The organism is Candidatus Nitrosopumilus sp. bin_6a, from assembly GCF_054095695.1.
In genome coordinates, this window is the sequence record NZ_JBSWSR010000005.1 from 13389 (window position 1) to 38149 (window position 24761).

Sequence of the window (24761 nt, forward strand, 5' to 3'; positions counted from 1 at the left end):
TAAAATACTCCGAAAAACTTACGAATGCTCCTTGATTATCTTGAGCATTTTTTCTAGTGTTTCAGCAAGAATTAGTTTTTTCCAACCAAATGTGAAGGAACGTAACTCTGCCAAACTTGTTGGTCTGATGTTTACTATTTCAACAGCTTCATCTTCTGTTAATTCACAATCTTTAATCAATTGTTTTTTCATTTCTTTTGCATCCTTTGGTTCGGTGGATACAAATTTTGAAACATAATCATATGTCCAACGTTGAATTTGATCCATTTCTTCAACATCGACTTTGCCTAAAATTTCTTTAACTTCTGAAAGAGAAATAGCTTGTTTCTTTTTTACTTCTTCCATATTACACACCGAATGGTTTAATGTGATCCAATCTAGTGATTAAGGTTTTCGATTTTTCACCTAATTTCACATCTAGGGTTACAGCACGTCTACCCACATTTGTTATGACGCCTACTTTACCATGGTATCGTCTGTGTGGTAATCCTTTATGCTGTCTTGAATCAATAATGACAAGGGCTTGTTGACCTTCTTGGTATTCACGTAACAAAAATGAGACTCCTCTTGGGGACTTTTTCTTCATTACAGATCTAGATTTGTGTTTAAATCCATGTGAACGACCATGTGATTTCTTAGTTGCCATGTAGTGTAAAATCTTTGAAAGCCCTATTTTAAGACTTAGAACAAGATATGCTCAATTTTTACTAGCAAGATCGGTTCTAAGTTGGCCACAAGCAGCAGAAATCTCAGTACCTTTCTCGATTCGAATTGTACAATTTATGCCAGCATCAGATAAAATTCGTTCAAATTCTAAGACACTTTTTTCAGATGGACGCTTAAAATCTCCTGCGGTAGGATTGATTGGGATCAGATTCACATGTGAGCCATTGCCTTTCAAAAGCCTAGCCAATTCTGTTGCTATTTCAGGCGAGTCATTGATTCCTGCCATAAGGGCATATTCAAAAGTTACACGACGGCCGGTTTTCTTAAAATATGTTCTACCTAATTCAATAATGTCTTCCACAGACGTAGGACTAGCCGTAGGAACTAATTTTTTTCGTAGTTCATTGTTTGGAGCATGTAATGATATTGCAAGACCGATTTGTAAATTCTCTTCAGCTAGTCTTTCAATCCCAGATTTTATTCCAATAGTTGAAATCGTTATGTGTCTTTGACCTAATCCAAATCCTCTATCATGCGTTAAAATTTTTACAGCTCGAATCATTTCGTCATAATTTGCCATGGGTTCACCCATACCCATAAAAACTAAATTCGTTACATGTTCTCCACGTTTTTCCAGTATTTCTGCAAAATGAATTACTTGAGATATAATATGTTCTGCTTTTAGATTTGTTTCAAAACCCATCTGACCAGTTGCACAAAATACACATCCCATCGCACATCCAATTTGAGTAGAAACACAGATTGTGGATCTTGGATGACCTCCAATCTTTGCAGGATCATATTGCATTAGAACTGTTTCTACAGCATTATCATCAGATAGCTCAAGTAATAATTTTGTTGTATCCCCATCATCACTTACAATACGATGAGTTTCTTTTGCAGAACCTATTGTGTATCCCGCTGCAGTTAATTCCTCTCTTAATTTTTTGGGGAGTTGTGGGATATCATCAAGTTGTTTTGGAAATTTGTAATATAATGGAAGTAAAATTTGGTCTGCCCTATATCGAGGATATCCCATATCGATAACAAGTTGTTCCATCTCCTCAGGAAGTAATCTATACAAATCTGTCATTATGTATTAACAGATTCACATGAGGGATATTTTATAATTTGGTGATTTAATTAAAATGAAAATCAAAAAGAGTGAAAAATTGGAGAGAAGAGGATTTACTCTTCTACAGGATCCAAATCATCAGATTCGATTTCTACTGTAGCCTCTACCTCAGGTGTCTCTACTGTAGCCTCTACCTCAGGTGTCTCTACTGTAGCCTCTACCTCAGGTGTTTCTACTGTAGCCTCTACCTCAGTTGCTTTTGCCTTTTTGGTAGTTGCTTTTTTGGTAGTCTTTTTCGTCTTTTTATCGGCCTCTTCAGGATCTATAACTCCTGCTTCACCTAGAGCAAAGATTACTTCCTCTTCAGGATGGTGAGGGCTATCTACCATTCTAGCAATTCGTTTCTTACCTGATTTCTTAAAGTATATTCTGTATGTACTTGTATGTGCAACTACATTTCCGCCAATTGGACGAGTTGGATCACCAAAGAAGACATCAGGTGATGCCATAACTTGATTTGTGGCAATTGCAGCACAGTTGTATGTTTCTGCAATTCTTGACAACAAATGAACAAAATGATTTAGTTTTTGTTGTCTTACAGACAATGTTCCTCTTCCAAGATATTCAGCACGGAACAGTCCAACTGCAGAATCTGCAACAATTAATTTAACATTGTTTTCTTCAATTACTGGACCAGCTTCTTCAAGAATCAATACTTGGTGTGAGCTGTTGTATGCACGAGCTACTATGATGTTATCTAAAACTTTTTCAGGATCCATGTCATGAGCTTTGGCAATAGACACTATTCTTTCTGGTCTGAAAGTATTTTCAGTATCAATGTATAATACAGAACCTTCAAGGCCTCCTTCTTCTTTGCTTTTTTGAACCATCACAGACATTGTATGAGCAAATTGTGTTTTACCACAACCAAACTCACCATAAACTTCTGTTAATGCTTGAGTCTCTATACCACCATCAAATAATGTATCAAGACAATTTGTACCAGTGGTAATTCTACCAATACTTTGTCGGTGTTTGTAAATTTCAGTTGCACTTGTAAAATGTTTGGCAATTAATCCACCTTCAACTAAATGTTGTCTGGCTTTATTGACAATTTTTTCAGCAGTATCCTTTTCCATTCCAGTTATTTCTGCAATTTCTACAGGACCTCTAACGATGAGGTCCATGACGTTGTGGACACCTGCATCGGATAATTTTCTTGTAGTTACAGGACCTACGCCCTCTAAACTATCTAATCTTAAATCTTCTACCATACCGTATAGTACGGTACCAGTACTTTATAAGAGTATTGTTTGGGAAAATGATCGTAAAAGAGGTAAATTTTAGTAAAAATCGACTATCGTCTCTTTCTTCTTTGTCCAGGTTTGTTTTGACCAGGGAATCTACCTAAGACAAATCGTTTCTTGAAATTGCTTTTATTTCCAACACTAGAACTAGTGCCTACAATTTTTCTACCTTCAACTTTTGGTGTTTGGCCTCTAACTTTACCTGCTTTGGTAAGTGAACCGTGTGTTGCCATGTTTTAAAATAAGAATTAGTGAATTTATGTATTTGGATAACTACCAATACTTTGCCTTAACAGTCTCAATGACTTTCTCATGTTCCTTACTCTTTCTGCGAGCATATTTTTCCATTGCACCTAAAGGTACACCGCCAAGAGATCGTGCAATCGCGTTAAAGAAGTATCTCTGTGGACCTTTAGAACCAGTTTTAGTCATGAATTTTTGAATACCATATTTGAAATTGTGTTGCCATGTTTTGTATAAAACACCTAATTGTGCAGGAGTCATTTCGTTTCCAATATGGAAGAAATCAGATTTTTCAAGCAATCCAATTGGAACGAATGTTAGTGCTGTAGCAGTAAACATAGAATCAGGTTGTTCTCGTTCTAATTCACTGAGCAATCTAATAGTTTCCCAAGAATCCTCAGGAGTTTCATCATTATCAAGACCCATGATTAAAGTAAATGCAGGAATCCAATAGTCTTGGTTCAAAGTCTTAACACCTTCTTTTACAACCCAGTGCCATTCAGATGGATCATACGGTGCAAGTTTTCTATCAGCATACTTGCCAATTAATCTAAGACTACCAGTTTCAAATCCAGCTTGAATTCCAATCATATTATCAGGACTAGCTTTCATGATTTTAGAGAGATTAGGAATAAGTTTTTCATCTGCAATTGCGCCTGCTAGTGTTCCGTGGGTTGGATTGGTATGTTCAACTCCAGTAGACATGATAGCAGTAAATAATTCTTCCAAGGCTTCTCTGTTAGGTTCCATCCCTTTGGCAGTTCTAGGATCCATACCATAAACAAAAATATCATCACTGTGAATCCATGCAGATTTTGAACCGCCTTTCTTAATGTTAACTTCAATTTCTTTTTTGACTTTTTCTGGAGAATAATATCTTAAAGATCGTAGTGTTACGTCACAGAATTTACAGCCTCTTCCACAACCACGCATTACTTCAACCATTCCATGCATACTTGGTTCAACAATGTCAGGAATTTCTTCTAGTTCAGGTCGATCCCAAAAGTTTACAAATCTTCCATGAATCTTTTTTCCTTCTCTTTCAAATTCTTTAATGTTAACCTTAAAGTCACTTCTCTTTCTGAAAGGATCCATGTTTTCAAAATCCCCATTAATCAAATAGTTAAAGAATCGACCTGCATGTCCATCAATTTCAGGTGCGATACCACCAAGTTCTCCTTCAAGAATTGCATATATTCCAAATTCTTCAATTTTAGCTGGATCATAATTGTACTGCCAAGTTCCAGATGCGCCAGAAATTACTTTGGCTTTACTTCCAGTCCTTGCTTTAGCAGCTTTAATTCTATGGTGTAATTCAGCATTGTAAAATTCATCATATGATGTTTGTTTTCTACCATAAGTAAATGTCATAGTGACAGGGCCCATTCCCAATGGATCCATTTCATAAGTTCCGATAACTTCAGTTTCAGGACCGATGAATTTTTCAATATGATTTGGGTGAGCAACAACTACATCTTTGCGTGCAAAGCCATCACGTAGTAAACCAGCTTCTAATTTTCTTAATCCATATGGAGCATATTTTGCAACACCATCAATATCAGGAGACCAATTACAAATGAAATCAAATAGAATTTTTGGAGTTACTTGATTTCCAAGAATCTTATACCAAAAACTGTTTTTATCTCTGCTAGGGTCAAGTGCCGGAGCACATCCGAAAAATGTTGCAAGAGACAATCCCCTATAAGGAGACATTAAAGTTCTATCGGCTGTTAAGACTATTTTTGGTGTACCCATACCCTTCATGGAAATAATTTTCTGATTTATTTTAAACCTTGCTAGGCAAAATTAGTAATTTTCTAAAATTCCAGCCTTATTCCTATGTAAATAACCAAATTCCTTGTTTTTGGATAAATGGTCTCCGTCAAACACAGTGCCATCTCTGCAAGCAAGATCCTCACCCACACAGCAACTACCACAAATTCCAACTCCACATTTCATCATTCTTTCAAGGCTAGCTTGAACAAAGATTTGTTTTGAATGCGCAGCCTTGACAGTTTTGTACATCATAATTTCAGGACCGCAAACATACACTGCGTCAAAGTGAGTTTCATTGACTAATTTTTCAACCAAATCAGTTACAAATCCTCTCTCACCATAGCTACCATCATCAGTTGAAACAATCACTTGATGAGAATTATTTTTTAGTAATTCATTAGACAAGTCTTCAAAGAATACCTCGTCTTTTGATTTAGCACCCATCAATACAGTGACGTCATCAGTAGGTTTTACAAAAGTAAGTAGTCGCATCATAGGTACAAGACCTGTTCCACCACCAACCAGCAAAAGTTTTCCTTCTTTAACATCAAATGAATTTCCATATGGACCTCTAATTCCTATTTGTCCTCCAACTGGAACATTGAATAGACCAGTTGAAGAAGGACCATGCTTTCTAACTGTAAATGCTGCCTTTCCAGATTCTTTTGAAATCATTATGCTCATTGGCAATTCATTAACTCCAGGAATCCAAACCATAGCAAATTGTCCAGGAAGAACATTTGGCATTACATCATCTGAAAAAACCAAAGTCCTAACAGTAGGTGTTTCGTCAATTACTTTTTCAATTGTAACAATTGTTGGATGATTAGGATTTCTTTGCAAGACCCACCATGTCCTTTATTGTAGCGTAGTTATTTCTCTTCATATATTCCAAAATTCCTTTGTTGATATCATCAAAAACTCCAACCCAGTTATCACCCATTGCGCTACCAAGTTGAACTGCAGAAGCTCCGGCCAAAAAGAATTCTACTGCATCCTCCCATGTGGAAACTCCTCCACATCCAATAATAGGAATATCATATTTTGAAGAAATTTCATAAACACATCTTAAGGCAATCGGTTTAATCGGAGTTCCAGATAACCCACCAAACCTGTTACTGAGGATAGGTCGTTTGGTTTCAACATCAATTGCCATTGCACGAACAGTGTTAATTGCAGTTATAGCATCAATTCCAGAATCAACTGCATTACTTACAGTATTCAGATAATTACTGGTTCCTAAACCAACTTTTGCAATTACTGGCACATTTGTTGATTTTTTTACAGTGGACACAATTGCTTTAACCAATCCAGGATCATCTCCAACTTCTAGCCCAACTTTAGCAACATGAGGGCACGATAAATTCAATTCGTAAGCTTTGACTTTACAATTTTTGAATTCCTTTATCATATCTTCAAAATCTTCAGGTACAGAGCCCACTAAACTTACTATAATTGGTACATCTTGATTAGGTTCAATCATTTTAGCAAAATTTGAAGCGCCAGGATTAGATAATCCAACTGCATTTATCCATCCACCACCTCCAACACTGAAAATTGTAGGATTTGGATAACCTTCCCATGGTGCAGTACTAAGAGATTTTGTAACAACAGCACCAGCACCTGATGCATAAAGTCGATTAAACACGTCAAGAGATATGCCTAGAATTCCAGACGCGAGCATTACAGGTTTATCTAATTGAATTTGACCTATGGAAGTTGCAATACTAGGTTCCACTTTGATTAGTGAGCATAGTTTCGAATATAACAGTTGATTCGTGATTCTGGTACCTTTTTTAAAGGTGATTTAGAATCAACTAGTCATGTATTCTGTAATATTAACAGAGTTAGGAATCTCAGTTTTCAACGATGGGAAACTAGACAAGGCATTTGCTTTCTCAAACCCTGTGAAAGAATACCTGCTTGTGAAAAATAAAGAATCAAAATTAAACGAACTGGTAAATTATTTAGCATCTACTCAAAGAGGATTTTCTGTAAGTGATGAATCATTACTTGCAATTCTAAAAAAATATTCAATTGATTGTCATTTAATGGAATCCTCAGAATTAGCTACAGTTCAAGCTACAAAACCACAAATTATTGTCGATTCAGGTTTTGCTTCTAACTTACAAGATACATTAGGAAAATTAAGAGAATTTGCTTTAGATTTTTCATCTTCAAAAGTCACTGAAGTCTCAGAGAGTCCAGACCTCCACATTATCCAAGCAATTAATTCTCTAGATGAAATTGACAAGATTGCAAACGGACTGAGTTCAAGACTAAGAGAATGGTATGGATTGCACTTTCCAGAATTAGACAACATAATTGATAGCATTAATGGATATGCACAAATTGTTCTGGCAGGTAAACGAGAGTCATTAACTAAAAAAGTTTTTGAAGATGCAGGTTTTCCAGAATCAAAAGTGGAAATGTTATCATTAATTTCATCAAAAAGTAGAGGGGGAGACATTTCAGATATCAATTTGGCAATTGTGCAATCAATTGCAAAACAAGTTTTAGACTTTCATGAATTACGTAAAAAACTTGAAGAACATGTTGAAACAGAAATGCAAGAGATTGCTCCAAATCTTTCAGCAATTCTAGGAACCGCAGTTGGTGCAAGAATATTAGGAAGAGCTGGCAGTCTTAAAAAAATGGCATCACTTCCTGCCAGTACAATTCAAGTCCTAGGAGCTGAAAAAGCATTATTCAGATCATTGAAAACAGGTTCTCAACCTCCTAAACACGGATTATTATTCCAACATGCAATGGTTCATGCAGCTCCAAGATGGCAAAGAGGAAAAATTGCACGTGCAGTTGCTGCAAAAGCAGTCATTGCTGCAAGAGTTGATGTATACGGTGAAGGATTGAACCAAACTTTACTTGAGAAACTAAACGTTAGAGTTGATGAAATAGGCAAGAAATATGAAAATCCTACTGAAAAAGACACAAGACCACCTCCATCATTTAGAAGAGAAGGAAGCTATAGAGATAGTCCAAGAAGAGAAGGTGGAGATAGAAGAAGAGGAGATAGAAGAGAAGGTGGAGATAGAAGAGAAGGTGGAGATAGAAGAAGAGGAGATAGAAGAGAAGGAAGCTATAGAGATAGTCCAAGAAGAGAAGGTGGAGATAGAAGAAGAGGAGATAGAAGAGAAGGAAGCTATAGAGATAGTCCAAGAAGAGAAGGTGGAGATAGAAGAGAAGGAAGCTATAGAGATAGTCCAAGAAGAGAAGGTGGAGATAGAAGAGAAGGAAGCTATAGAGATAGTCCAAGAAGAGAAGACAAGAATTCAAATAAAAAGAGAAAGAAGTTTGGAAGAAGATAACAAATCATTTTTTTGGATAAAATCAGAAGGCCAAAACAAGCTAGCAACTGAAAACATGGTTCCTGGAAATCAAGTTTACAAAGAAAAATTAATTATCAAAAAGAATATCGAGTACAGGTTATGGGATCCATTTAGGAGCAAATTAGCTGCAGCAATAATGAATGATCTTGATTATTTTCCTTTTGAAAATAAAAGTTCGGTTTTGTATCTAGGAGCATCTACAGGAACTACAGTTAGCCATATTTCAGATATTGTAGGGCCTATGGGAATAGTCTTTGCAGTAGAACATGCAAGTAGAGTTGCAAGGGACTTCTTAGATAGAGTTGCAGCGTATAGAAAAAACATTATTCCAATTTTACAAGATGCAAGAAAACCAAAAGAGTATTTTTCAGTATTTGGAAAAGTAGATGTAGTGTATGTAGATATTGCGCAACCGGATCAAACACAAATTGCGATGGATAATTGTGAAATGTATCTAAAAAAAGGAGGATATTTCTTTTTAGTTATCAAAACTCGAAGTATCGATGTTACAAAAGCACCAAAAAGAATCGTAGAAGAAGAAATAGAGAAATTGAAACTAAGATTTGATGTTTTGCAGACTATTGATTTGCACCCTTATGACAAGGACCATGCAATCGTAATTTCAAAATTCAAAAATTAGTTATTGTCAATTATTTTCTGAACAGGTTTCCAGCTTTTACGCACAAATTTAGGCATCTCATTGTTTTGTTTATAATATTTTGTTACAAATTTGACAGTGACAGAGTCAGAGGGATAACCACTTCCCAAATCATATTCTTTTCTTAATTTCATTATTGCTTTGTCTCTAGTAACTTTAGCTAAGATGGAAGCTGCAGAAACCACTACAAACCTACTGTCTGCACGATGAAATGACTTGATCTTATGATTATCAGATAGTTTGGATATTTCTTTTCCAAATCTAGTTGGATTTACATCGCATGAATCAACATATGAAATATCAGGATTTAATTTTGAAACAACTTTTGCCATATATTTTGCCTCTAAACCATTTAGACAGTGTTTCTTTACACTAGCATCAATAGACCTAGGAGAAATTTTTGCAATATAGTAATCATCTACAATTTCAATAATTTTTTTGTAAAGTTGTTCACGCAATTTAGGAGTAAGCTTTTTTGAATCTTTTACACCTAATGCACTTAATTTTTTAATATTTTTTTTCTGCAATGAAATTCCAGCTATCACTAGAGGTCCCAACATTGGACCACGTCCAGCATCATCAATACCGCAAATTTGCACGAATTGTGTCTTAAAACACAAGTATTAAACCGTTAGACGTTTAGAAAAATTGAAAACCAATTGGAATTTCCAGATGAAACTTTTCAAGAGATAATAGAGGGCAAAACAAAACTACTAGTCCCAAAAAAAGCAATCACAGATAAAGTTCCTCCAATGAAACCTGCATTTTTTAATCCAAAAGCAAGGGTGAATAGAGATTTTTCCATAATTGCATATTCAGCTTTTCTAAAAAAATTCCAAGGTCCAAGAATTTTCTTAGAGGGTCTATCAGGAGTGGGTGCAAGAGGATTACGAGTTGCAAATGAATTGGATGTTGAAAAAGTGATAATCAATGATCTTAATCCCACTGCGCTAAAAATGGCAGAGCATTCAGCAAATCTAAATGAAATAAAAAATATAGAATTTTCTGAAAAAGAAGTATGTAGATTTTTTAGTAATTATTCAAGAAAAGGAGAAAGAGGTTCAATAGTAGACATAGATCCATTTGGCTCGCCTGCAGCATATTTTGATTGCGGGATTAGAGCAACTATGCATGGAGGCATATTATCAACTGCAGCAACAGACCTTCAAGTCTTAAACGGTCTCTTCCAGTCTGCCTGTAAAAGAAAGTATGGAGGGATTCCAGTTAGAACAGAGTACGGAAATGAAATTGCAATTAGGCTAATACTAGGTGCACTGAGGGCAGTAGCAGCAAGATTAGGCGTGGAAATTGCTCCAATGTTTGTGGAAAGTGAAATGCATTACTATAGAACATATGTCAAAGTTTTCAACAGACCAGATCAGAAAGAAAATCTAGGATACATTCTGCATTGTAAAAATTGCGGGCATAGAGAAATCACACTAGAGCAAGAACATGAATGCAAACTATGTAAATCAAAAATTAGCATTGCAGGACCATTATGGATTGGGAATCTTTTTGACAGAGAATTTGTTCAAAACATGCTGGATGAAAACTCTGAATTAGAAACAGACAAAATTTGTGAAAAAACACTTCGTAAATGCCTAGAAGAAGCAGACATGCCTGGAACTTATTTTACAGTAGATGAAGTTGCATCTTTAATGAAAGCATCGCCACCAAAATTAGAAAAAGCAATTTCAAGTTTAAAAGAAAACGGATTTGTATCCAGCATAACAGCATTTAATCCAACAGGATTTAGAACCAACGCAAACATCAATGAAATAATAAAAACTTTTGAAACTATCCAATAAACCCTAAACACACAAGATACAACTCACTACTTTGTTTTCTACTTGCATCAGGTTTTGTGAGATTGACTCTAGAGAATTTTTTCTTCACATAGTCTCTAAATTCCATAGAGTATTCACCGTCAAAAATTTTGAAGACAGCATTTCCTTTATGTGCTAAAACTTTGTCCATGATTTTTGTACAGTCATAATTCAGCGAAATTTGCTTTGCATGATCAACGGACCAATTTCCGCTTACTTGTGGCGAAAGATCACAGATAACTGCATTGACCTTACGTCCAAAATAAGATAATACTTCGTCAACGACATGTTCATCTTCAATATTTTCTCGTATAATATGAGCGCCTGGAATTTCTTCTACATAGGACAAATCAACTCCCATGACTTTGCCTTGATTTCCAACTAATTTCATAGCCATTTGAGTCCAACCTCCAGGGGCACATCCAAGATCCAGAACGTTGAATCCAGGCCCAATAAGACGATATGAGCGATTTAATTCTTGTAGTTTAAACGCAGCTCTGCTTCGAAAACCTTGTTCATGGGCTAATCTACGATAGTGATCTTTTCGTGCATCAGCTAGTTTCATTTGGCCTTCACAGGTTTTTTCAATTCAGCAAGTACCCAATCCTCAATGAACTGGCAGGTTGTAGGACTAATCTCACCTTCAAGCGAACATTTCTGCTCTACAGGACAAACTAAACATGGTGCATTCTCAATTGATTGAGTGCTAATCGGAGTCTTCTTTAAAATTAATTTGTATGTCCAACGATTATTCTCAAGAAGTTTTTCCCTTGTAATTGTACCCATTCTTTCAAGTTTTAATGCTAAACGAGAACCAATTTGATTTGTCAGTTTAAGCTTTTTCCATAATTCACCTTGGAACATTCCATCGGATTCTTTCTCAGCCAAAATATCACAAACTTTGTTTGTCAATCTTTCCATGTCAACTTTTTCTATTTGGAAATTTTCAATTTCTTCGTCAGATAGTTGTTCTTCTAATTCTTCTTCTAGGGTTTTCTCAGCTTCTCTTTTAGCTTCTTCTAATTCTTTTTTAGTTAATTTTTTTACTTTTTCAGGTTTAGCTTCTGCTTTTTTTGCTGTTTTCTTTGCAGGTTTAGCTTCTGCTTTTTTTGCTGTTTTCTTTGCAGGTTTAGCTTCTGCTTTTTTTGCTGTTTTCTTTGCAGGTTTAGCTTCTGCTTTTTTTGCTGTTTTCTTTGCAGGTTTATCATCAAGAATTTTCTTTTTCTTTTTTAACTCATCAAGATCAGCCTTGATTTTTTCTGCTTCTTCAATTAGAGTATCTTTTTTCTTTGCCATCAAATCACCTTAAATTTTAATTTCAATATCTTAATTATCAATCAGTATTTAATTCCTATTTAACAGTAAAAGTTCCTTTAGCAGAGATATTCTTGAGTTGTTTTGAGACCATTTCTATGACTATATCATACGAGCCAGGAATAGCAATTACCTCAGAAAATGTGTCTCCAACTGGAATTATTTTGCTTCCAGATTCAAAACATTGCTCAAAGAATCCACCTTGTGTAATTACATCACTTTTTCCAGAAGAATAAATTGTAATGTACAGATCTCCGCAGCTAAATGAAGAATCGTTGATTTTAACTTGAACTTCAACAGGTTCTGATGTAGAATACTGCTTAGATAGTCCAATTATTTCAATTGAGGCATTGTGAGAAGAGCCTCCATCAGAAAAAGACATTGGTAACATGTTTAGTTCTCTATCAGGTTTTTGAAGAACATCAGACAAAACTGCAGCGCCAAACACTATTGAGAAAATTACAGGTAAAACAAATACAAGAAAAACTCGTTTAGTGGCCATTTTGTTTTAAAATCTACAATTCCCTTATATCTATTTAGCAAAATTTCAAGGGTCAAGATCAATTTGACGAATGAGTTAAATCGTAGCCGACTAAATATCGCTAGATGCGACTAAGAAAATTCAGAGTTAGAGCATATCGTTGCATTCATGATTCTGGAGAAATTACAGTTGGAGATTTGGCAGCTTTTGTAGGAAGAAATGAAAGTGGAAAAACTACAATTCTTCAAGCACTGACACTGTTGAATAAAGATGAAGAAATTTCAGAATTAGATCTTTGTGACGAAATGAATGAGGAATTAAAGGAAGAAATGAGACTAGCCGAAGGTGAGTTTGATCTAAGTCAAAATGAAATCAGCATCATTAAAGAAAAATTTCCAGGACTGCCAGAAATAAAGAAAATTAAATTATTTAGAACGAATCAAAATCCAAGGGTCCAATATGAATTTGAAAATATCAAACTCAGTGAAGATGGCAATGAAGGATTAAATTCTTGGGAGAATTTCTCAAGACAAATTTTTGGTTTCTTAGATACCATTCCAAATCACCTGAGAATCCAAATTGATACAAAATTCTTTGAAGGTGAAGTTCCAAAAAACCAAGAAGTGTTTGATAGAGGAATGGCAGAATTTAGCAATCAATTTCACGTCATAGCAATTCAAGAGCCCAAAGTCATTGAAGAGTGGGAGAAAATCTATGACAGTCCAGAAAGCCAATTTTCAAATCTTCTTAGTGGAGAAAGTGAAAAAGTGGCCTTGCAAAATTTTATTGCATCAGAATTACATCCAAGGTTTGTTTATTTTTCAGATTACAAAAAAATCTACGGAAATATCAATCTCAATGAATATCTCAGAGAAGAAAGCGGCAAACGTCCAGATTCAATAGAGTTTATTGAAGAATTCGACAAAGCAGAGACAGTTAGAAATCTATTCTATCTTGCAGAACTAGACATCAAAGAGTTAGACGAGGTCAAAGAGAGTCCTTCAAAATGCATTAAACTTCTCAATGCTGCAAGTAACAGATTAAGTAAAAAATTAAATCCAGCATGGAAGGGTGATCCCATCCATGTTGACTTGAGATATAATCCAGGCAACATAATGAGTGTTGTAATTTCAGATGTTCATAGAGACGGAACTATTACAAACACAGGATTGTTAAACAGAAGAGCCGAAGGTTTCAAATGGACATTTTCATTTATTGTCAACTTTGCAGCTGAAACACAAAGAGCAGAGTTAAAAGAAGCAATACTACTATTAGACGAACCTGCAAGAAATTTACATCCTACACAACAGATGGGAATTTCAGATTTGCTGAAGAACTTGGCTGGATCAAACCAAGTATTGTATGCAACACATTCACCATTTATGATATTTGATTATACACCAGGAAACTTACTTGTGGTAGAACTGGACAAGAGAAAACACCTCAGCAGAATATTTTATGATTATTGGAATGCAGATGATAAAACACTGACACCTATTTTGTATGGACTTTGCAGAGGTCAAGTTGAATCCATTGTAGATAGAGAAATAGGAACAAACTCTAGGCCAATAATCATAGTAGAAACAATGTCAGATGCAATGTATCTTAATGCATTTGACAAGTTCTTGCAAGACCCAAACATTTCAATGAATCCACTAAATGTGGTTGCAGCATATAGCAAAAATTCAGTTTTACCATTAGCAATATTTTACAGAAACCACGGATATAGAACATTTGTTTTATTAGATAACTCTGAAGAATCAAAGCAGATCTCTGCTCAGCTTGTTTCAAATGAATTTTCACCAATACAGACTATTTTCTTTGAAAGAGAAGGCAAGAAACTAGAATCAATTGAAGATTACATTGCTCTTGAAGATTATTTGTATCCAGTAAACCAAACCTATGAAATCAAGCTAAGAAGAGAAGGCTTTTCCAATCTTACCCCTCAAGACCTTACATCTAAAGAAGGCAAAGGGGTTTTAGAAAAATTGAAAAAAATTTGGCAGGATCATAGAGATGAAGATTGGGGAGAATTCAATAACGAAGAGATCACACGATACATCTGTGAGAAGATCACATTAGAAGAAACTAGTTTTCTATCAGACAAAACCAAAGATCAATTCAGATCATTATACAGACTAATTGCAGAACGTATTAGACAATACCAAAACGAAGGTACAAAACTGGACTTGGACAAATTTCAAAAGGCCAAGCATTAAGATTTAAGAAGTTTGCTCATGAAAAGCACTAAACTCAGAAATAGAAATACGAGGAAAAATCTTTAAGGTTTAAGTGAGAGATATTGAATTTGAGTTACATGAATAGATCCTCTACTAGAGGAATTTTCCTAGCAATTGCATTGTTACTTTCAACAGCATTAATGATATTGCCATCAGATATCTATGCTGAAGAAATTACTGTCACCAGTATTGCATTAGATGAGACATCAGTAATGGAATTGACAAATGATTCAGATAAAGAAGTCAACACTTTGAGAATTTGGCTTGGAAGTGATTTTAATTTCAAGTCATTTAAAACAGAAAAAGGATGGATAGGGGAAAAGAATGCCCAAGGAGTAATTATTTTTACATCATCAGAATCCATCAAGCCTGGAGAATCTGTAAAATTTGGAATAAAGACAGACAAGCCAATTACAGGCATTAACTGGAAAGTTTTAGATAAAAAGAATACACAAATTGACACAGGAATTACATCGCCTGGAGAAATAAAGAAAGTTGTTACAAATCCAAAACCAAACCAAAATTCAGAAACAGTAGGTCAAGGCATATTATCTAAATCAGAATTTAGAATAGTTCCAGAGAAACCAAATGTTGATTCGACAATCAGAGTAACAGGAGACAATTTTGGATCATCACAAGAATTTGATTTTTATATAGATTCTAAGAAACTGGGAGCTTTTGTGACAGATGAAGATGGTCATTTTATAACTACGATGAAAATTCCAAAGGAGCAAAAAGCTGACAGAGTAGATTTCATAGTAAAAGACAAAGAAGGTCAAGAAAAGAAATTGAGTCTCAGAATTGGAGAAAACATCAATAGAATTCCAGATGAAGTAAATACACCACTTACGGTTAAAGGAATTCCAAAAATCGCTCACAGGGGAGACTTTTTAGAAATTTTTGGAACAGCATCTCCAGGTAGCGGCGTTACAATAGAGATTCAAGGACCGGACAACAACATTATCAGAACAACGACAGCAGAAACAGACAGTAAAGGGAATTGGAAATTAGAGTCATTATTGGTTCCACTGGATAGACCATTTGGAAAGTACATAGGAACTATTTCAGATGGAAGAAATACAATAACTGGAGAATGGGAAATACAGTCAGATAAAGTAATCATCATAACTCCTAATAATTTGAAATTTGCACCAGGAGATACTATGAAATTTAATGGGACAGCATTACCCAATAAATTAATTGAAATAGTATTAGAAGATCCTTTGGGAAAAGAAATTGTTTCAGATATTATCAAAGTGGATGAAACAGGATTTGTAAAATTTGAATTCCCCACCACACAAAGCACACCAGAAGGAACATACACACTAATTGCAACACAAGAAAAAGAAAAAGAATTCACATATGCGGGACTGGGTCAACTTCCAACAATTCCTGTAAATTTGGAATTTGATAAGCTCAGTTATAAAATTGGAGAGACAGCCGTTATTACACTATCTGGAAAAGCATCGGAGGTTGTCAATTTGTTAATTATTGATCCTTCAGACAAGCCAAAAGGAGAATCAATATCCATTACTTTACAACCAGATGGTCGAGGAACCCATTCCATAAAGTTAGACGGTTATTCATCAGGAGTATATACGGCAGTTATCAGCAAAGGTACTGCACAAAATTCAGAAGTTTTCACAGTAGGTCTACAAACAGGTTCTGGAGCAATCAAAATCAACACAACAAAGCCAGATTATCTCCCAGGTGATTCAATTTTGGTTTTAGGTGAAACAGGTTCAAACGTTCTTCTCACAATAACTCTGATTAATCCAGAAGGTGAAGAAGTAAAAATCAAAGAAACATTTTCAGACAAAGATGGAAAGATTTCAGAGTCATCATTTAGAGTTCCAACAGATGCAAAGAGAGGAGAATGGATGATTAATGCAAAAAGTGGATCAAACTTTGACAATTCCATAATCAATGTTGTCAGAGAAAAATCTGAAGGTATGACAGTAGAAGTAGGAATAGGAAATACAATGTCATTTGGTAAAACAATCAACATACATGTTTTCGGAGCAGCGCAAACAGTTGAAATTGAAATTATTGCAGAAGATGGAGAGATTATTGACGAATTATCATTCCCAGCATCAAAAGAAGGGATAATTAACCAACCATGGATAATACCAAAAGATACAGAGCCTGGAACATATACGATCAAGGTCTCAGATGCACAAAGTAATGCAGAAACAACGTTTGAAATCAAATAGGCTCAAACAATTTTATTTCAGATAATCATGACACTGATCATGAATCTTAAGGACAAAATTGCAGAATATCCAAATTTCCCTAAAAAAGGCATTTTATTCAGGGACTTTAGTCCAATCTTAAAAGATCCATCTTCATTATCATTTATTGCAGATGAATTTTCAAAATATTTCCATCCAAAAGATGTCGATATTTTTGCAGGAATAGAATCAAGAGGATTCATTCTGGCCTCAATTTTAGCCTCAAGATACAACAAAGGAATGATGATGATTCGAAAAGCTGGAAAACTACCTGGTAAAACTACAAAACTAGCATATACGATTGAATATGGAAAAGACACAATAGAAATTCAAAAAGACATCATCAAAGAAGGAGAAAGAGTACTAATTTGTGATGACTTGCTTGCAACAGGCGGTACTGCAAAAGCATCTGCAAAATTAATCGAAAAAGTTGGAGGCAAAATTGTAGGATTTGCTTTCATAATAGAATTAGTTGATCTTAACGGAATCAAAGGAATCAGCAATTATAACTGTAAATCATTGGTGAAATATTAATGGAAAAAGATGTCGAGATAGGAATTTTTGGAGGGACGGGAATTTACGATTCAGGTTTACTTGAAAATGCACAAGAAATAGATATTGACACACCATACGGAAAACCTTCAGACACAATCACTGTTGGAATTTTCAAAGGAAGAAAAATTGCATTTCTTCCAAGACATGGAAAAAAACATACAATCCCTCCACACAAAATTAATTTCAAAGCAAACATTTGGGCTTTTAAAGAATTAGGAGTCACCAGAATTATCGCACCATCAGCTGTAGGAAGCTTAAAAGAAGAATTCGAACCAGGTCATTTTGCATTACCTAGTCAATTCTTAGATTTTACAAAATCAAGAGATGGAACATTTTCAGAAGATGGAAGAGTAATCCACATTTCAGTGGCAGATCCTTTTTGTCCAGAATTGCAATCATCGATTTTACAAGTAACAGATAATCTGGACATGAACATGCACAAGTATTGTACATATGTCTGTATTGAAGGTCCAAGATTTTCTACAAAAGCAGAATCAAAATTTTATAGAACTACAGGCGCAGACATTATTGGAATGACACTAGTGCCAGAATGTCAACTAGCAAGAGAAGCACAGATGTGTTATGCATCAATTTCTACTGTTACAGATTATGATGTTTGGGCAGAAAAACCAGTTACAGCTAAAGAAGTTCTTGAAACACTTTCAAAGAATGTAGAAAAGACAAAGAAAGTTCTAACTGAATTAATTGATAAAATTCCTAAAACAAGAAGTTGTTCATGTGCTAAGGCATTAGAAGAAGCAGAATTCTAGTCATCGACAAAGGATTCTTTTGTGAGTCCCTCTGGAAGAGTCAAATCTCCTTGAAGCAAATTTCTCTGGAGCAACAAAATCACTTCTTCTACGTTATAACCTAATTTTTCTAATTCCTTTTCAGTTGTTTGAGAAAGCTTTGCACCAATATTTTGTCCGCCAATTCTACCAAATGCAATAGCAGTAAAACGAAACTCATGTTCGTCAATTGTAAATTTACCAGTAATTTTAGCGGCCATTTGGCTTCCATGAATATTATTGATGTGGACTTTGAGTTCCATGTTAAAATTAAATTTCTACAGCTTTGTTAACATTGTCATCAATTAAGAAGCTCCAATGTTTATCGTCTTCAATTTTGAAATCTTTGACCTTCAAAGGAACTACTTTCTCGTCAAGACATTCGTGTTTGATTTCGCCATTTTCTTTTAGTTTTACCAATTTCCATTTGTATTTGCCTTGTTGAAGTTTGCATACAGAGACACCCCATTTTGCATCAGGATCTATTTTGGGCATTCCTACCAAGTCTGCTAGTTCTTCTATTCCAAGTTGTTTCTCTTCACAGAATTTTTTCTTGCAAACACCACATCTCCAAACATCAACCGAACCTATGGTTCGTTCATCAATATTGATATTTACCACACCAAAGTAAACTGGCTGATGTTTGCAGGTTTCAGTATCTATACTCAACGTTGTTCACCCAACATTAGTATTATTTAGTTCTTGCATCATCGTATGGTTTTTCCAATATTACTCCTATATTATCAACTATTTTGTTTCGCTTAAATTCAATATTTTGTCTTTCACACATTTTTCTATACATATTCACAGCAGTAAATCTAGGATGCATTGCTTCAAATTCGGTGGGAGAAATATCAATAAAAGCACCAAGAGACATTAGATCTCGTGATGCTTTTTTAGCATCATTTGTAGAGATTTTTAATTTTTCAGCGATTGATTCAGAAGACATTTTTCCAAAGCATGTAACCAACAAGTAAACTTTAGCTTGGATTGCATCTAAACGAATTTCAGATACAAGATCTTTTTCAATTCCAGAATAAGACATTATTTTTACTAATTATCATGACAACATAAAACATGATCTATGCAGTTATTTTTTGACCAAGATTTTTTTAGAAATTTTTAATGAAAATCCCATTGCAATAAAATGAACAATTGCACCTAAAATTGCAGCATAAATCAAATTATCTAAAATAATCCATGTAAGAACAAACGTAATGATAGAAGGAATTGTGATTATTACTGCAATAAGAGCGCCTCTTAGTGCAATTTGACTGATTGAAAGTTTAGATTGTTTACCATCAGACAATAGTTAAAAATTCAAAAATGGTAATAAAAACCAAAGATTAGTCAGAAAATATTGTCATAATTTTCTACTTGATTTTTATCAAAAATTTATCACTTAACATAAAGATTTTGCACTATTTTAGACCTAAAAACATACTAGTATTTTCTAACTAGTGACTTTGTATAAGATCGATTATCTGGAATACATTTTCCATTTACAAGTATGTATCCTTTTGGACAAGTACCACTAGCACCTACACGCATACCAAATTCCTCAAAGGCCACACTATACTCGTCAATTCTTTTCCTAACATCATTAACCCCTGTAAATGATTTGACAATATCTGTGACATTTTGCTCTAGTTCTTTATCTTGAATAAAACGTGCATTGCCCATCAAAGTATCTGCACTTTGAATCAGTTTTGATAGTTCTTTCTTGTCTTGAGGACTGGTAGCCAATTTTAGCAGACTGCCAAGAACTGCTTGTGAAAGATCATTACATTCAGATTGAAATGCTTTTCTGTGTTTTTCTCCAAAGGTCATTTTAGATAATCATCTTGTATTTTCCCTACAAATCAGCATATGTTTCTCAAATTTATTAAACTGCCTTGATTGTATTTTGTTTACAAACTCACTTTGTATTGAGAGATGCGATTTTCTTACTTTTTCAAAATCACTATCTAATTTGAGTTTGCTCATATTTCACATATGGTCACGCTTTTTTGGTTTCCGTCATATAGTTTTTCAACTGCGTCTAGCGTGCAAGGTGAAATGTATGGGTAACCAGTAGTTATTGTCGGCGACATTAATTCTTCAGATGCCGTAGAGTGTGCCAAGCCAAGTGCGTGTCCAAATTCATGCCTGAGTATGGTTGTAATTTGATTTGAGCTTAATTCTTTGATATCATAAATTGTGATAGTTGATTTTAAGATTTGGTTGTTATCTACAACTGAATTTGTATAACCAGAATAACCATCACCGTTTCTCTGAGAAACCAGCCTTATTGTAATGTCTGCAATTCCGTTATCAGAAGATATGTATTCGAACTTATTTGGAACGATCATCTTTCTTGGGTTTTTTGATACTTGATCCATTGCACCTTTCCATCCCATATAATATGTGGAAGAAGTTCCCTTGATTCCTTTGTTAAGAAGAGAGTTATCTATCTGTAATGATTTTTCAGATAAAATGACGTCTTTTAATTAGACTCTTTTATGATTTTATTTTAATTGTAGATTGTAATCTGTAACTATTTCTTTTTCTGCCATATTTACAACCTGTTATTCCAGTATTTTTAGGATAAATTAGTGTAGAATTTATCATCTATGATAACAATCAGTAATGATATGCAGAATTAACAATATCTACTTTTTCAAAAAAATTTCTCGGCTTTAAACAATAATTGAAATCATCTTTTTAAATACAAGTCAGATGTATAATTATTATTGGAATCGTTATCTTCAGATGAAACTCATCAGATAAAAGAGATGGAACAAGAAAAATTAATGCTTGAAGAATACCTAGAAATTTTATCTAACAAAGATTCCATTAGTCAGGAAATTTTTGATTCTATGAGCCATGAACTGAGAACTCCAATAGTTTCAATCAAAGCATATACTGACATGCTTCTTCAAGGGCGTTTTGGTAAATTAGAGAAAATACAACAAGAAAAATTAAATCATATTAAAACAAACACAAGTTTGTTATTAGATATAGTTTTTAAAATGTTAGAAAAATCCAAACTTAGATGAAATGTTATTGTCAATGAGTTACTCTAGTGGTTTGCATATTTGAAATTAAATTTTAGTTGACTTGTATTGTATGGTTCAAGTTCATAAAATTAGTTATTCAAAGTATTTGTTTTTTATTTCGGTAACCCTTTCAGCTATTTTAAACGGATCTACATTCAATTCAGTGCTCATTAAGCAGATGACAGTATTGCTAAGAGGCAAAGTGATCTGAAACAAATGATCATATTTTGCAACTTGACATTTTAGTTTGGCTGTTTTAGTAGAAAATAATTCGCCTGATTTCCATCGTAAAATTCCGTGTCGAAGTGATTTCTGTGTTTTCTCTTCTGTCGAACTACTTTTCTTACCTTCTTGCATTTTTGAATGAAATTCATCATCTACAAACAATCCTACAAATCTAATCATATTGTCAATTTTTAAAACTTCATTACAAAAATACTCATAATTTCTTCTCAAGATTTTATCCTTTTGTGACCTTCTGTTTTTCATTATGTTTAAAATCAAATATTGGTTATTTTAGAAATAAATTCTTTAGTTTTTTGGCTTTATGGAGTCAGGATTTTTCATGATGTAATGAAACATACATTGTTTGCCTGCGCTACATTGACATTTCATACTCGAAAAATCAGATATTGTTATTTAAACAATAATTTAGTTGACCTCATTTAAAATGAAATCAACTCTTAATTACATTTTATATAATTTAACTAAATACTATTCATTGATAACATATAGGGAATTTACTGCTGAACACAAATCCTATGATAAATCAATACATTGCGATTATTGTGGAGTTCAATTAAGTACTCAGGGTGATTATTGCTCTGACTTGTGTAAGCAAAAAGATTCAGTTTGGCATAAAGAAGATGAGGTATGAGCATGGAAAATTCATATAATGATGAAAGCACAATTGAACAACAATTTTCAAAATTATATCCTCAATATGATTATTCATTAGAATCTTCTTCACATGAAAAAGATTTGAGGAAAAGAAAAAGAATGAAAACAATGTATTAATTACAATACAGTTAAAATTAACGTCGTCAAAAATTATGAATTCACATACTACTGCTAAAACTAGACACAGCCATGTAATAATTCGACAAATGTCTGAAGATGATCTTCCAAAAATTGTTGAATTACAAAAACTTGCATTTCCATACATGGCAGCAGAAGGTGTTTACTGGAAATCTGAACAACTGAAAGCTCACTTGAAAGTTTTCCCTCAAGGTCAGTTTGTTGCAGAATATAATGGAAAAATTGTCGGTTCGTGTAGCAGTTTGATTATCAAACTCAAATCAGATTATGAAACACATACATGGAAAGATGCATGTGGTGACAGTTTCTTCAAAAACCATAACCCGAAAGGAGATTCTTTATACGGTGCAGATGTATCTTCTCACCCTGATTATAGGAGGTTGGGTATTGCCACAAAATTGTATGATGCAAGAAAAACACTTGCAATAAATCTGAATTTACGTAGAATCATTGCAGGTGCAAGATTGTTTAATTATTGTGAACATGCAAAAGAATTCACTCCTTTAGAATATGTTGCAAAAGTCAAAAAACATGAAATCAAAGAACCTGTATTGTCTTTTCAGATACGAAACGGCTTTAAATTTATCAAAATATTGCCTAATTATATGAAAGATCCACGTTCATTAAATAATGCAACTTTTATTGAATGGAAAAATCCTAATTTTGTAGAAAAATCATGATTATTGACTGTCATGTTCATGTAAATCAATATGAACTAACTCAACATGTTCCTTTGCTTGAAGATAGACTGAAAATGCTTCAAAATGAGATGATCAACAACAATGTGGATTATTCAATAATCTTATCTTCTTACAAAACAAATGCCGAAAGACCATCAACAAAACAAATCATTGATGCCATCAAAAAATATGATAATCTTGGAATTGCTGCAGGATTTACTATAGATAATCACACTGATGAAGATCTCAAAATCTATAGGGAATGGATCAAAGAGGGAAAAATCAAAGCCATGAAAATCTATTCAGGCTATGAGCACTATTATCCATATGATGAAAAATATCAAAAAGTCTATGATACATGTATTGAATTTGACATTCCTGTGATGTTTCATACTGGAGATACTTATTCTGAGAAAGGAAAGTTACGATATTCTAGGCCTCTTAATCTAGATGATGTTGCAGTAGACAACCCTGAACTCAAAATCGTAATGTGCCATTTAGGTAATCCTTGGATTCAGGATGCACAAGAAGTAATTTATAAAAATAAAAATGTCTATGCCGATGTATCTGGACTCGTTGTAGGTTCGTTTGATCATTTCTTTGAAAAAATGATGAAAGAAAAAGTTGCAGAGTTGATCAATTATGCAGGTGAGCCTAAATACTTACTTTATGGAACAGATTGGCCCATAAGCAGCATGGATTCATATCTTAATTTTGTAGCTAAACTAAATATCAAAAAAGAATTCAGAGATAACTTCATGTACAAAAATGCCAAAAAATTATTCAAGATTTCATAACCTGATGAATTACATCGTACAAATTCTTCACTACGTTTAAATTTCTGGATTTTGATTTTCTTTTTGCCGTTACAAGGTTTGTAGGCAAAACCTAGTTGGCTAAAACCATACGGAAAGAAAAACCTTCAATCAAAAACAATGAACAATTAATTGATTGTTTTTATTGTAATTCTAGATATTAATTCAGTTTATCTGGAACAAATCCCCTTTAAACAAAAACATAGACTGATTAATTCTAAATTATTATCTTTTGGAGTCTACTGAAAATTTTTGTATCTGAATTTATCTCTTCAACGTTCTACAAGTGAATTTCATGAAGGCAGACCTGTAATATACGGGAGATGACAGCTGTCTTATCACGAATTCACTGTAATACTATATTTTTTAAATTATTAAGATTGATTCTAATTGATTTGAATCAGAATAAAGACAACTGGTTATCTGATTTTAAAATGAATTCAAAAAGATCCATCTTAATAGGATTGTAAAGAGGTGAAAAAACATGAGATGTCCTAACTGTGGAAATCAAGCAAGCTGGAGAGATCCTGACTGTAACAAATGTGATACAACATTACATCAGAAAAACTGCAAAGGCAAGTCTGCTGATTGTAAATGCCATCAAATCAATGAACAGACATGGTCACAGAAAAAAGCAAAGCAGGCTCAATAAAATACTAATACTCTAAAACTTACTAACCGTA

At 34.0% G+C, this 24761-nt stretch carries 31 protein-coding genes; 12 read left to right on the top strand and 19 right to left on the bottom strand.

Going from position 1 to position 24761, the window contains the following annotated elements:
• Positions 1–18 precede the first annotated feature (18 nt).
• The 8 genes from ACW9XA_RS05785 to ACW9XA_RS05820 form a co-directional block, all read right to left on the bottom strand.
• On the bottom strand, positions 19–345 hold the full coding sequence (locus ACW9XA_RS05785) for an RNA polymerase Rpb4 (protein ID WP_457763429.1): 327 nt from the start codon (positions 343–345) through the stop codon (positions 19–21).
• A 1-nt stretch (position 346) separates the two neighbouring features.
• On the bottom strand, positions 347–646 hold the full coding sequence (locus ACW9XA_RS05790; protein WP_300323348.1) for a 50S ribosomal protein L21: 300 nt from the start codon (positions 644–646) through the stop codon (positions 347–349).
• 51 nt (positions 647–697) lie between these two features.
• Entirely contained in the window at positions 698–1759 is a 1062-nt protein-coding gene (rlmN, locus tag ACW9XA_RS05795; RefSeq protein WP_457763430.1) for a 23S rRNA (adenine(2503)-C(2))-methyltransferase RlmN, read from the bottom strand.
• A gap of 95 nt (positions 1760–1854) precedes the next feature.
• A complete protein-coding gene (radA, locus tag ACW9XA_RS05800; RefSeq protein ID WP_457763431.1) occupies positions 1855–3015 on the bottom strand; it encodes a DNA repair and recombination protein RadA in 1161 nt (386 codons plus the stop codon).
• 83 nt (positions 3016–3098) lie between these two features.
• Positions 3099–3281: a 30S ribosomal protein S30e gene (locus ACW9XA_RS05805; protein WP_179360494.1), complete on the bottom strand. Its 183-nt coding sequence runs from the start codon at positions 3279–3281 to the stop codon at positions 3099–3101.
• A 40-nt stretch (positions 3282–3321) separates the two neighbouring features.
• Positions 3322–5046: a B12-binding domain-containing radical SAM protein gene (locus tag ACW9XA_RS05810; RefSeq protein ID WP_457763773.1), complete on the bottom strand. Its 1725-nt coding sequence runs from the start codon at positions 5044–5046 to the stop codon at positions 3322–3324.
• 51 nt (positions 5047–5097) lie between these two features.
• Positions 5098–5910, bottom strand: a complete 813-nt coding sequence (locus ACW9XA_RS05815) for a dihydroorotate dehydrogenase electron transfer subunit (protein ID WP_457763432.1) — start codon at positions 5908–5910, stop codon at positions 5098–5100.
• On the bottom strand, positions 5894–6805 hold the full coding sequence (locus tag ACW9XA_RS05820; RefSeq protein WP_457763433.1) for a dihydroorotate dehydrogenase: 912 nt from the start codon (positions 6803–6805) through the stop codon (positions 5894–5896). The genes ACW9XA_RS05815 and ACW9XA_RS05820 overlap by 17 nt, the downstream gene beginning before the upstream one ends.
• An 85-nt stretch (positions 6806–6890) precedes the next feature.
• On the opposite strand from ACW9XA_RS05820, the gene ACW9XA_RS05825 reads away from it, so the two are divergent.
• Both ACW9XA_RS05825 and ACW9XA_RS05830 read left to right on the top strand, forming a co-directional pair.
• Positions 6891–8393 (top strand): NOP5/NOP56 family protein, encoded by a 1503-nt coding sequence (locus tag ACW9XA_RS05825; RefSeq protein ID WP_457763434.1) that lies wholly within the window; start codon positions 6891–6893, stop codon positions 8391–8393.
• Entirely contained in the window at positions 8380–9054 is a 675-nt protein-coding gene (locus tag ACW9XA_RS05830; RefSeq protein WP_457763435.1) for a fibrillarin-like rRNA/tRNA 2'-O-methyltransferase, read from the top strand. Before ACW9XA_RS05825 ends, ACW9XA_RS05830 begins: the two co-directional genes overlap by 14 nt.
• Here ACW9XA_RS05830 and rnhB read toward each other — a convergent pair.
• The gene (gene rnhB / locus ACW9XA_RS05835) at positions 9051–9671 is read right to left on the bottom strand and encodes a ribonuclease HII (RefSeq protein ID WP_457763436.1); all 621 of its coding nucleotides are present in this window, start codon (positions 9669–9671) and stop codon (positions 9051–9053) included. The two genes, ACW9XA_RS05830 and rnhB, sit on opposite strands and share 4 nt — an antisense overlap.
• 60 nt (positions 9672–9731) lie before the next feature.
• Here rnhB and ACW9XA_RS05840 point away from each other — a divergent pair, with 60 nt between their 5' ends.
• Positions 9732–10880 carry a tRNA (guanine-N1)-methyltransferase gene (locus ACW9XA_RS05840; RefSeq protein WP_457763437.1) on the top strand — a complete coding sequence of 383 codons (1149 nt, stop codon included), beginning with the start codon at positions 9732–9734 and terminating at the stop codon, positions 10878–10880.
• Here ACW9XA_RS05840 and ACW9XA_RS05845 read toward each other — a convergent pair.
• The 3 genes from ACW9XA_RS05845 to ACW9XA_RS05855 are packed head-to-tail and all read right to left on the bottom strand — an operon-like array spanning position 10870 to position 12714.
• The gene (locus tag ACW9XA_RS05845; RefSeq protein ID WP_457763438.1) at positions 10870–11463 is read right to left on the bottom strand and encodes an RlmE family RNA methyltransferase; all 594 of its coding nucleotides are present in this window, start codon (positions 11461–11463) and stop codon (positions 10870–10872) included. The two genes, ACW9XA_RS05840 and ACW9XA_RS05845, sit on opposite strands and share 11 nt — an antisense overlap.
• Positions 11460–12194 carry a transcriptional regulator gene (locus ACW9XA_RS05850; protein ID WP_457763439.1) on the bottom strand — a complete coding sequence of 245 codons (735 nt, stop codon included), beginning with the start codon at positions 12192–12194 and terminating at the stop codon, positions 11460–11462. The genes ACW9XA_RS05845 and ACW9XA_RS05850 overlap by 4 nt, the downstream gene beginning before the upstream one ends.
• Positions 12195–12249: 55 nt before the next feature.
• The gene (locus ACW9XA_RS05855; protein WP_457763440.1) at positions 12250–12714 is read right to left on the bottom strand and encodes a hypothetical protein; all 465 of its coding nucleotides are present in this window, start codon (positions 12712–12714) and stop codon (positions 12250–12252) included.
• A 104-nt stretch (positions 12715–12818) separates the two neighbouring features.
• On the opposite strand from ACW9XA_RS05855, the gene ACW9XA_RS05860 reads away from it, so the two are divergent.
• The 4 genes from ACW9XA_RS05860 (at position 12819) to ACW9XA_RS05875 (ending at position 18489) form a co-directional block, all read left to right on the top strand.
• On the top strand, positions 12819–14912 hold the full coding sequence (locus ACW9XA_RS05860) for an AAA family ATPase (RefSeq protein ID WP_457763441.1): 2094 nt from the start codon (positions 12819–12821) through the stop codon (positions 14910–14912).
• Positions 14913–15010: 98 nt separating this feature from the next.
• Positions 15011–17146 (top strand): biofilm-associated protein, encoded by a 2136-nt coding sequence (locus tag ACW9XA_RS05865; protein ID WP_457763442.1) that lies wholly within the window; start codon positions 15011–15013, stop codon positions 17144–17146.
• A gap of 39 nt (positions 17147–17185) precedes the next feature.
• Positions 17186–17698: an adenine phosphoribosyltransferase gene (locus ACW9XA_RS05870; protein ID WP_457763443.1), complete on the top strand. Its 513-nt coding sequence runs from the start codon at positions 17186–17188 to the stop codon at positions 17696–17698.
• Positions 17698–18489 carry an S-methyl-5'-thioadenosine phosphorylase gene (locus tag ACW9XA_RS05875; RefSeq protein ID WP_457763444.1) on the top strand — a complete coding sequence of 264 codons (792 nt, stop codon included), beginning with the start codon at positions 17698–17700 and terminating at the stop codon, positions 18487–18489. Before ACW9XA_RS05870 ends, ACW9XA_RS05875 begins: the two co-directional genes overlap by 1 nt.
• Here ACW9XA_RS05875 and ACW9XA_RS05880 read toward each other — a convergent pair.
• The 6 genes from ACW9XA_RS05880 to ACW9XA_RS05905 form a co-directional block, all read right to left on the bottom strand.
• Positions 18486–18770, bottom strand: a complete 285-nt coding sequence (locus tag ACW9XA_RS05880) for a hypothetical protein (RefSeq protein WP_457763445.1) — start codon at positions 18768–18770, stop codon at positions 18486–18488. The genes ACW9XA_RS05875 and ACW9XA_RS05880 overlap by 4 nt on opposite strands.
• 7 nt (positions 18771–18777) lie before the next feature.
• Complete coding sequence (locus tag ACW9XA_RS05885) at positions 18778–19176, bottom strand: hypothetical protein (RefSeq protein WP_457763446.1); 399 nt, start codon at positions 19174–19176, stop codon at positions 18778–18780.
• Positions 19177–19198: 22 nt separating this feature from the next.
• Positions 19199–19552, bottom strand: coding sequence for a hypothetical protein (locus tag ACW9XA_RS05890; protein ID WP_457763447.1), 354 nt, complete (start codon positions 19550–19552; stop codon positions 19199–19201).
• Between the two features lie 45 nt (positions 19553–19597).
• Positions 19598–19816 carry a hypothetical protein gene (locus ACW9XA_RS05895; RefSeq protein WP_457763448.1) on the bottom strand — a complete coding sequence of 73 codons (219 nt, stop codon included), beginning with the start codon at positions 19814–19816 and terminating at the stop codon, positions 19598–19600.
• Positions 19817–19950: 134 nt separating this feature from the next.
• The gene (locus tag ACW9XA_RS05900; RefSeq protein ID WP_457763449.1) at positions 19951–20337 is read right to left on the bottom strand and encodes a hypothetical protein; all 387 of its coding nucleotides are present in this window, start codon (positions 20335–20337) and stop codon (positions 19951–19953) included.
• Positions 20338–20489: 152 nt separating this feature from the next.
• Positions 20490–20888 carry a matrixin family metalloprotease gene (locus tag ACW9XA_RS05905; RefSeq protein ID WP_457763450.1) on the bottom strand — a complete coding sequence of 133 codons (399 nt, stop codon included), beginning with the start codon at positions 20886–20888 and terminating at the stop codon, positions 20490–20492.
• A 351-nt stretch (positions 20889–21239) separates the two neighbouring features.
• On the opposite strand from ACW9XA_RS05905, the gene ACW9XA_RS05910 reads away from it, so the two are divergent.
• A complete protein-coding gene (locus ACW9XA_RS05910) occupies positions 21240–21545 on the top strand; it encodes a histidine kinase dimerization/phospho-acceptor domain-containing protein (protein ID WP_457763451.1) in 306 nt (101 codons plus the stop codon).
• Positions 21546–21638: 93 nt separating this feature from the next.
• Here the strand turns inward: ACW9XA_RS05910 and ACW9XA_RS05915 are convergent, their stop codons facing one another.
• Positions 21639–22034 carry a hypothetical protein gene (locus tag ACW9XA_RS05915; protein WP_457763452.1) on the bottom strand — a complete coding sequence of 132 codons (396 nt, stop codon included), beginning with the start codon at positions 22032–22034 and terminating at the stop codon, positions 21639–21641.
• A gap of 390 nt (positions 22035–22424) precedes the next feature.
• Here ACW9XA_RS05915 and ACW9XA_RS05920 point away from each other — a divergent pair, with 390 nt between their 5' ends.
• The 4 genes from ACW9XA_RS05920 to ACW9XA_RS05935 all read left to right on the top strand — a co-directional run bounded on the left by ACW9XA_RS05920 (position 22425) and on the right by ACW9XA_RS05935 (position 24730).
• The gene (locus tag ACW9XA_RS05920; protein WP_300327093.1) at positions 22425–22562 is read left to right on the top strand and encodes a hypothetical protein; all 138 of its coding nucleotides are present in this window, start codon (positions 22425–22427) and stop codon (positions 22560–22562) included.
• An 89-nt stretch (positions 22563–22651) separates the two neighbouring features.
• Positions 22652–23263: a GNAT family N-acetyltransferase gene (locus ACW9XA_RS05925; protein ID WP_457763774.1), complete on the top strand. Its 612-nt coding sequence runs from the start codon at positions 22652–22654 to the stop codon at positions 23261–23263.
• Entirely contained in the window at positions 23260–24060 is an 801-nt protein-coding gene (locus tag ACW9XA_RS05930) for an amidohydrolase family protein (RefSeq protein ID WP_300327092.1), read from the top strand. The genes ACW9XA_RS05925 and ACW9XA_RS05930 overlap by 4 nt, the downstream gene beginning before the upstream one ends.
• Positions 24061–24562: 502 nt before the next feature.
• Positions 24563–24730: a hypothetical protein gene (locus ACW9XA_RS05935; RefSeq protein WP_300327091.1), complete on the top strand. Its 168-nt coding sequence runs from the start codon at positions 24563–24565 to the stop codon at positions 24728–24730.
• The last annotated feature ends 31 nt before the right edge of the window (positions 24731–24761 follow it).

Bases quoted from the DNA above. Each gene is read 5' to 3' on its own strand.
- ACW9XA_RS05845 (WP_457763438.1), bottom strand. From the start codon at position 11,463: ATGAAACTAGCTGATGCACGAAAAGATCACTATCGTAGATTAGCCCAT.
- ACW9XA_RS05875 (WP_457763444.1), top strand. From the start codon at position 17,698: ATGGAAAAAGATGTCGAGATAGGAATTTTTGGAGGGACGGGAATTTAC.
- ACW9XA_RS05905 (WP_457763450.1), bottom strand. From the start codon at position 20,888: ATGGATCAAGTATCAAAAAACCCAAGAAAGATGATCGTTCCAAATAAG.
- ACW9XA_RS05860 (WP_457763441.1), top strand. From the start codon at position 12,819: ATGCGACTAAGAAAATTCAGAGTTAGAGCATATCGTTGCATTCATGAT.
- ACW9XA_RS05900 (WP_457763449.1), bottom strand. From the start codon at position 20,337: ATGACCTTTGGAGAAAAACACAGAAAAGCATTTCAATCTGAATGTAAT.
- ACW9XA_RS05880 (WP_457763445.1), bottom strand. From the start codon at position 18,770: ATGGAACTCAAAGTCCACATCAATAATATTCATGGAAGCCAAATGGCC.
- ACW9XA_RS05805 (WP_179360494.1), bottom strand. From the start codon at position 3,281: ATGGCAACACACGGTTCACTTACCAAAGCAGGTAAAGTTAGAGGCCAA.
- ACW9XA_RS05915 (WP_457763452.1), bottom strand. From the start codon at position 22,034: ATGAAAAACAGAAGGTCACAAAAGGATAAAATCTTGAGAAGAAATTAT.
- ACW9XA_RS05810 (WP_457763773.1), bottom strand. From the start codon at position 5,046: ATGGGTACACCAAAAATAGTCTTAACAGCCGATAGAACTTTAATGTCT.
- ACW9XA_RS05790 (WP_300323348.1), bottom strand. From the start codon at position 646: ATGGCAACTAAGAAATCACATGGTCGTTCACATGGATTTAAACACAAA.
- ACW9XA_RS05870 (WP_457763443.1), top strand. From the start codon at position 17,186: ATGAATCTTAAGGACAAAATTGCAGAATATCCAAATTTCCCTAAAAAA.
- radA (WP_457763431.1), bottom strand. From the start codon at position 3,015: ATGGTAGAAGATTTAAGATTAGATAGTTTAGAGGGCGTAGGTCCTGTA.
- ACW9XA_RS05785 (WP_457763429.1), bottom strand. From the start codon at position 345: ATGGAAGAAGTAAAAAAGAAACAAGCTATTTCTCTTTCAGAAGTTAAA.
- ACW9XA_RS05850 (WP_457763439.1), bottom strand. From the start codon at position 12,194: ATGGCAAAGAAAAAAGATACTCTAATTGAAGAAGCAGAAAAAATCAAG.
- ACW9XA_RS05890 (WP_457763447.1), bottom strand. From the start codon at position 19,552: ATGTCTTATTCTGGAATTGAAAAAGATCTTGTATCTGAAATTCGTTTA.
- ACW9XA_RS05855 (WP_457763440.1), bottom strand. From the start codon at position 12,714: ATGGCCACTAAACGAGTTTTTCTTGTATTTGTTTTACCTGTAATTTTC.
- ACW9XA_RS05935 (WP_300327091.1), top strand. From the start codon at position 24,563: ATGAGATGTCCTAACTGTGGAAATCAAGCAAGCTGGAGAGATCCTGAC.
- ACW9XA_RS05865 (WP_457763442.1), top strand. From the start codon at position 15,011: ATGAATAGATCCTCTACTAGAGGAATTTTCCTAGCAATTGCATTGTTA.
- rlmN (WP_457763430.1), bottom strand. From the start codon at position 1,759: ATGACAGATTTGTATAGATTACTTCCTGAGGAGATGGAACAACTTGTT.
- ACW9XA_RS05930 (WP_300327092.1), top strand. From the start codon at position 23,260: ATGATTATTGACTGTCATGTTCATGTAAATCAATATGAACTAACTCAA.
- ACW9XA_RS05920 (WP_300327093.1), top strand. From the start codon at position 22,425: ATGGAAAATTCATATAATGATGAAAGCACAATTGAACAACAATTTTCA.
- ACW9XA_RS05925 (WP_457763774.1), top strand. From the start codon at position 22,652: ATGTCTGAAGATGATCTTCCAAAAATTGTTGAATTACAAAAACTTGCA.
- ACW9XA_RS05825 (WP_457763434.1), top strand. From the start codon at position 6,891: ATGTATTCTGTAATATTAACAGAGTTAGGAATCTCAGTTTTCAACGAT.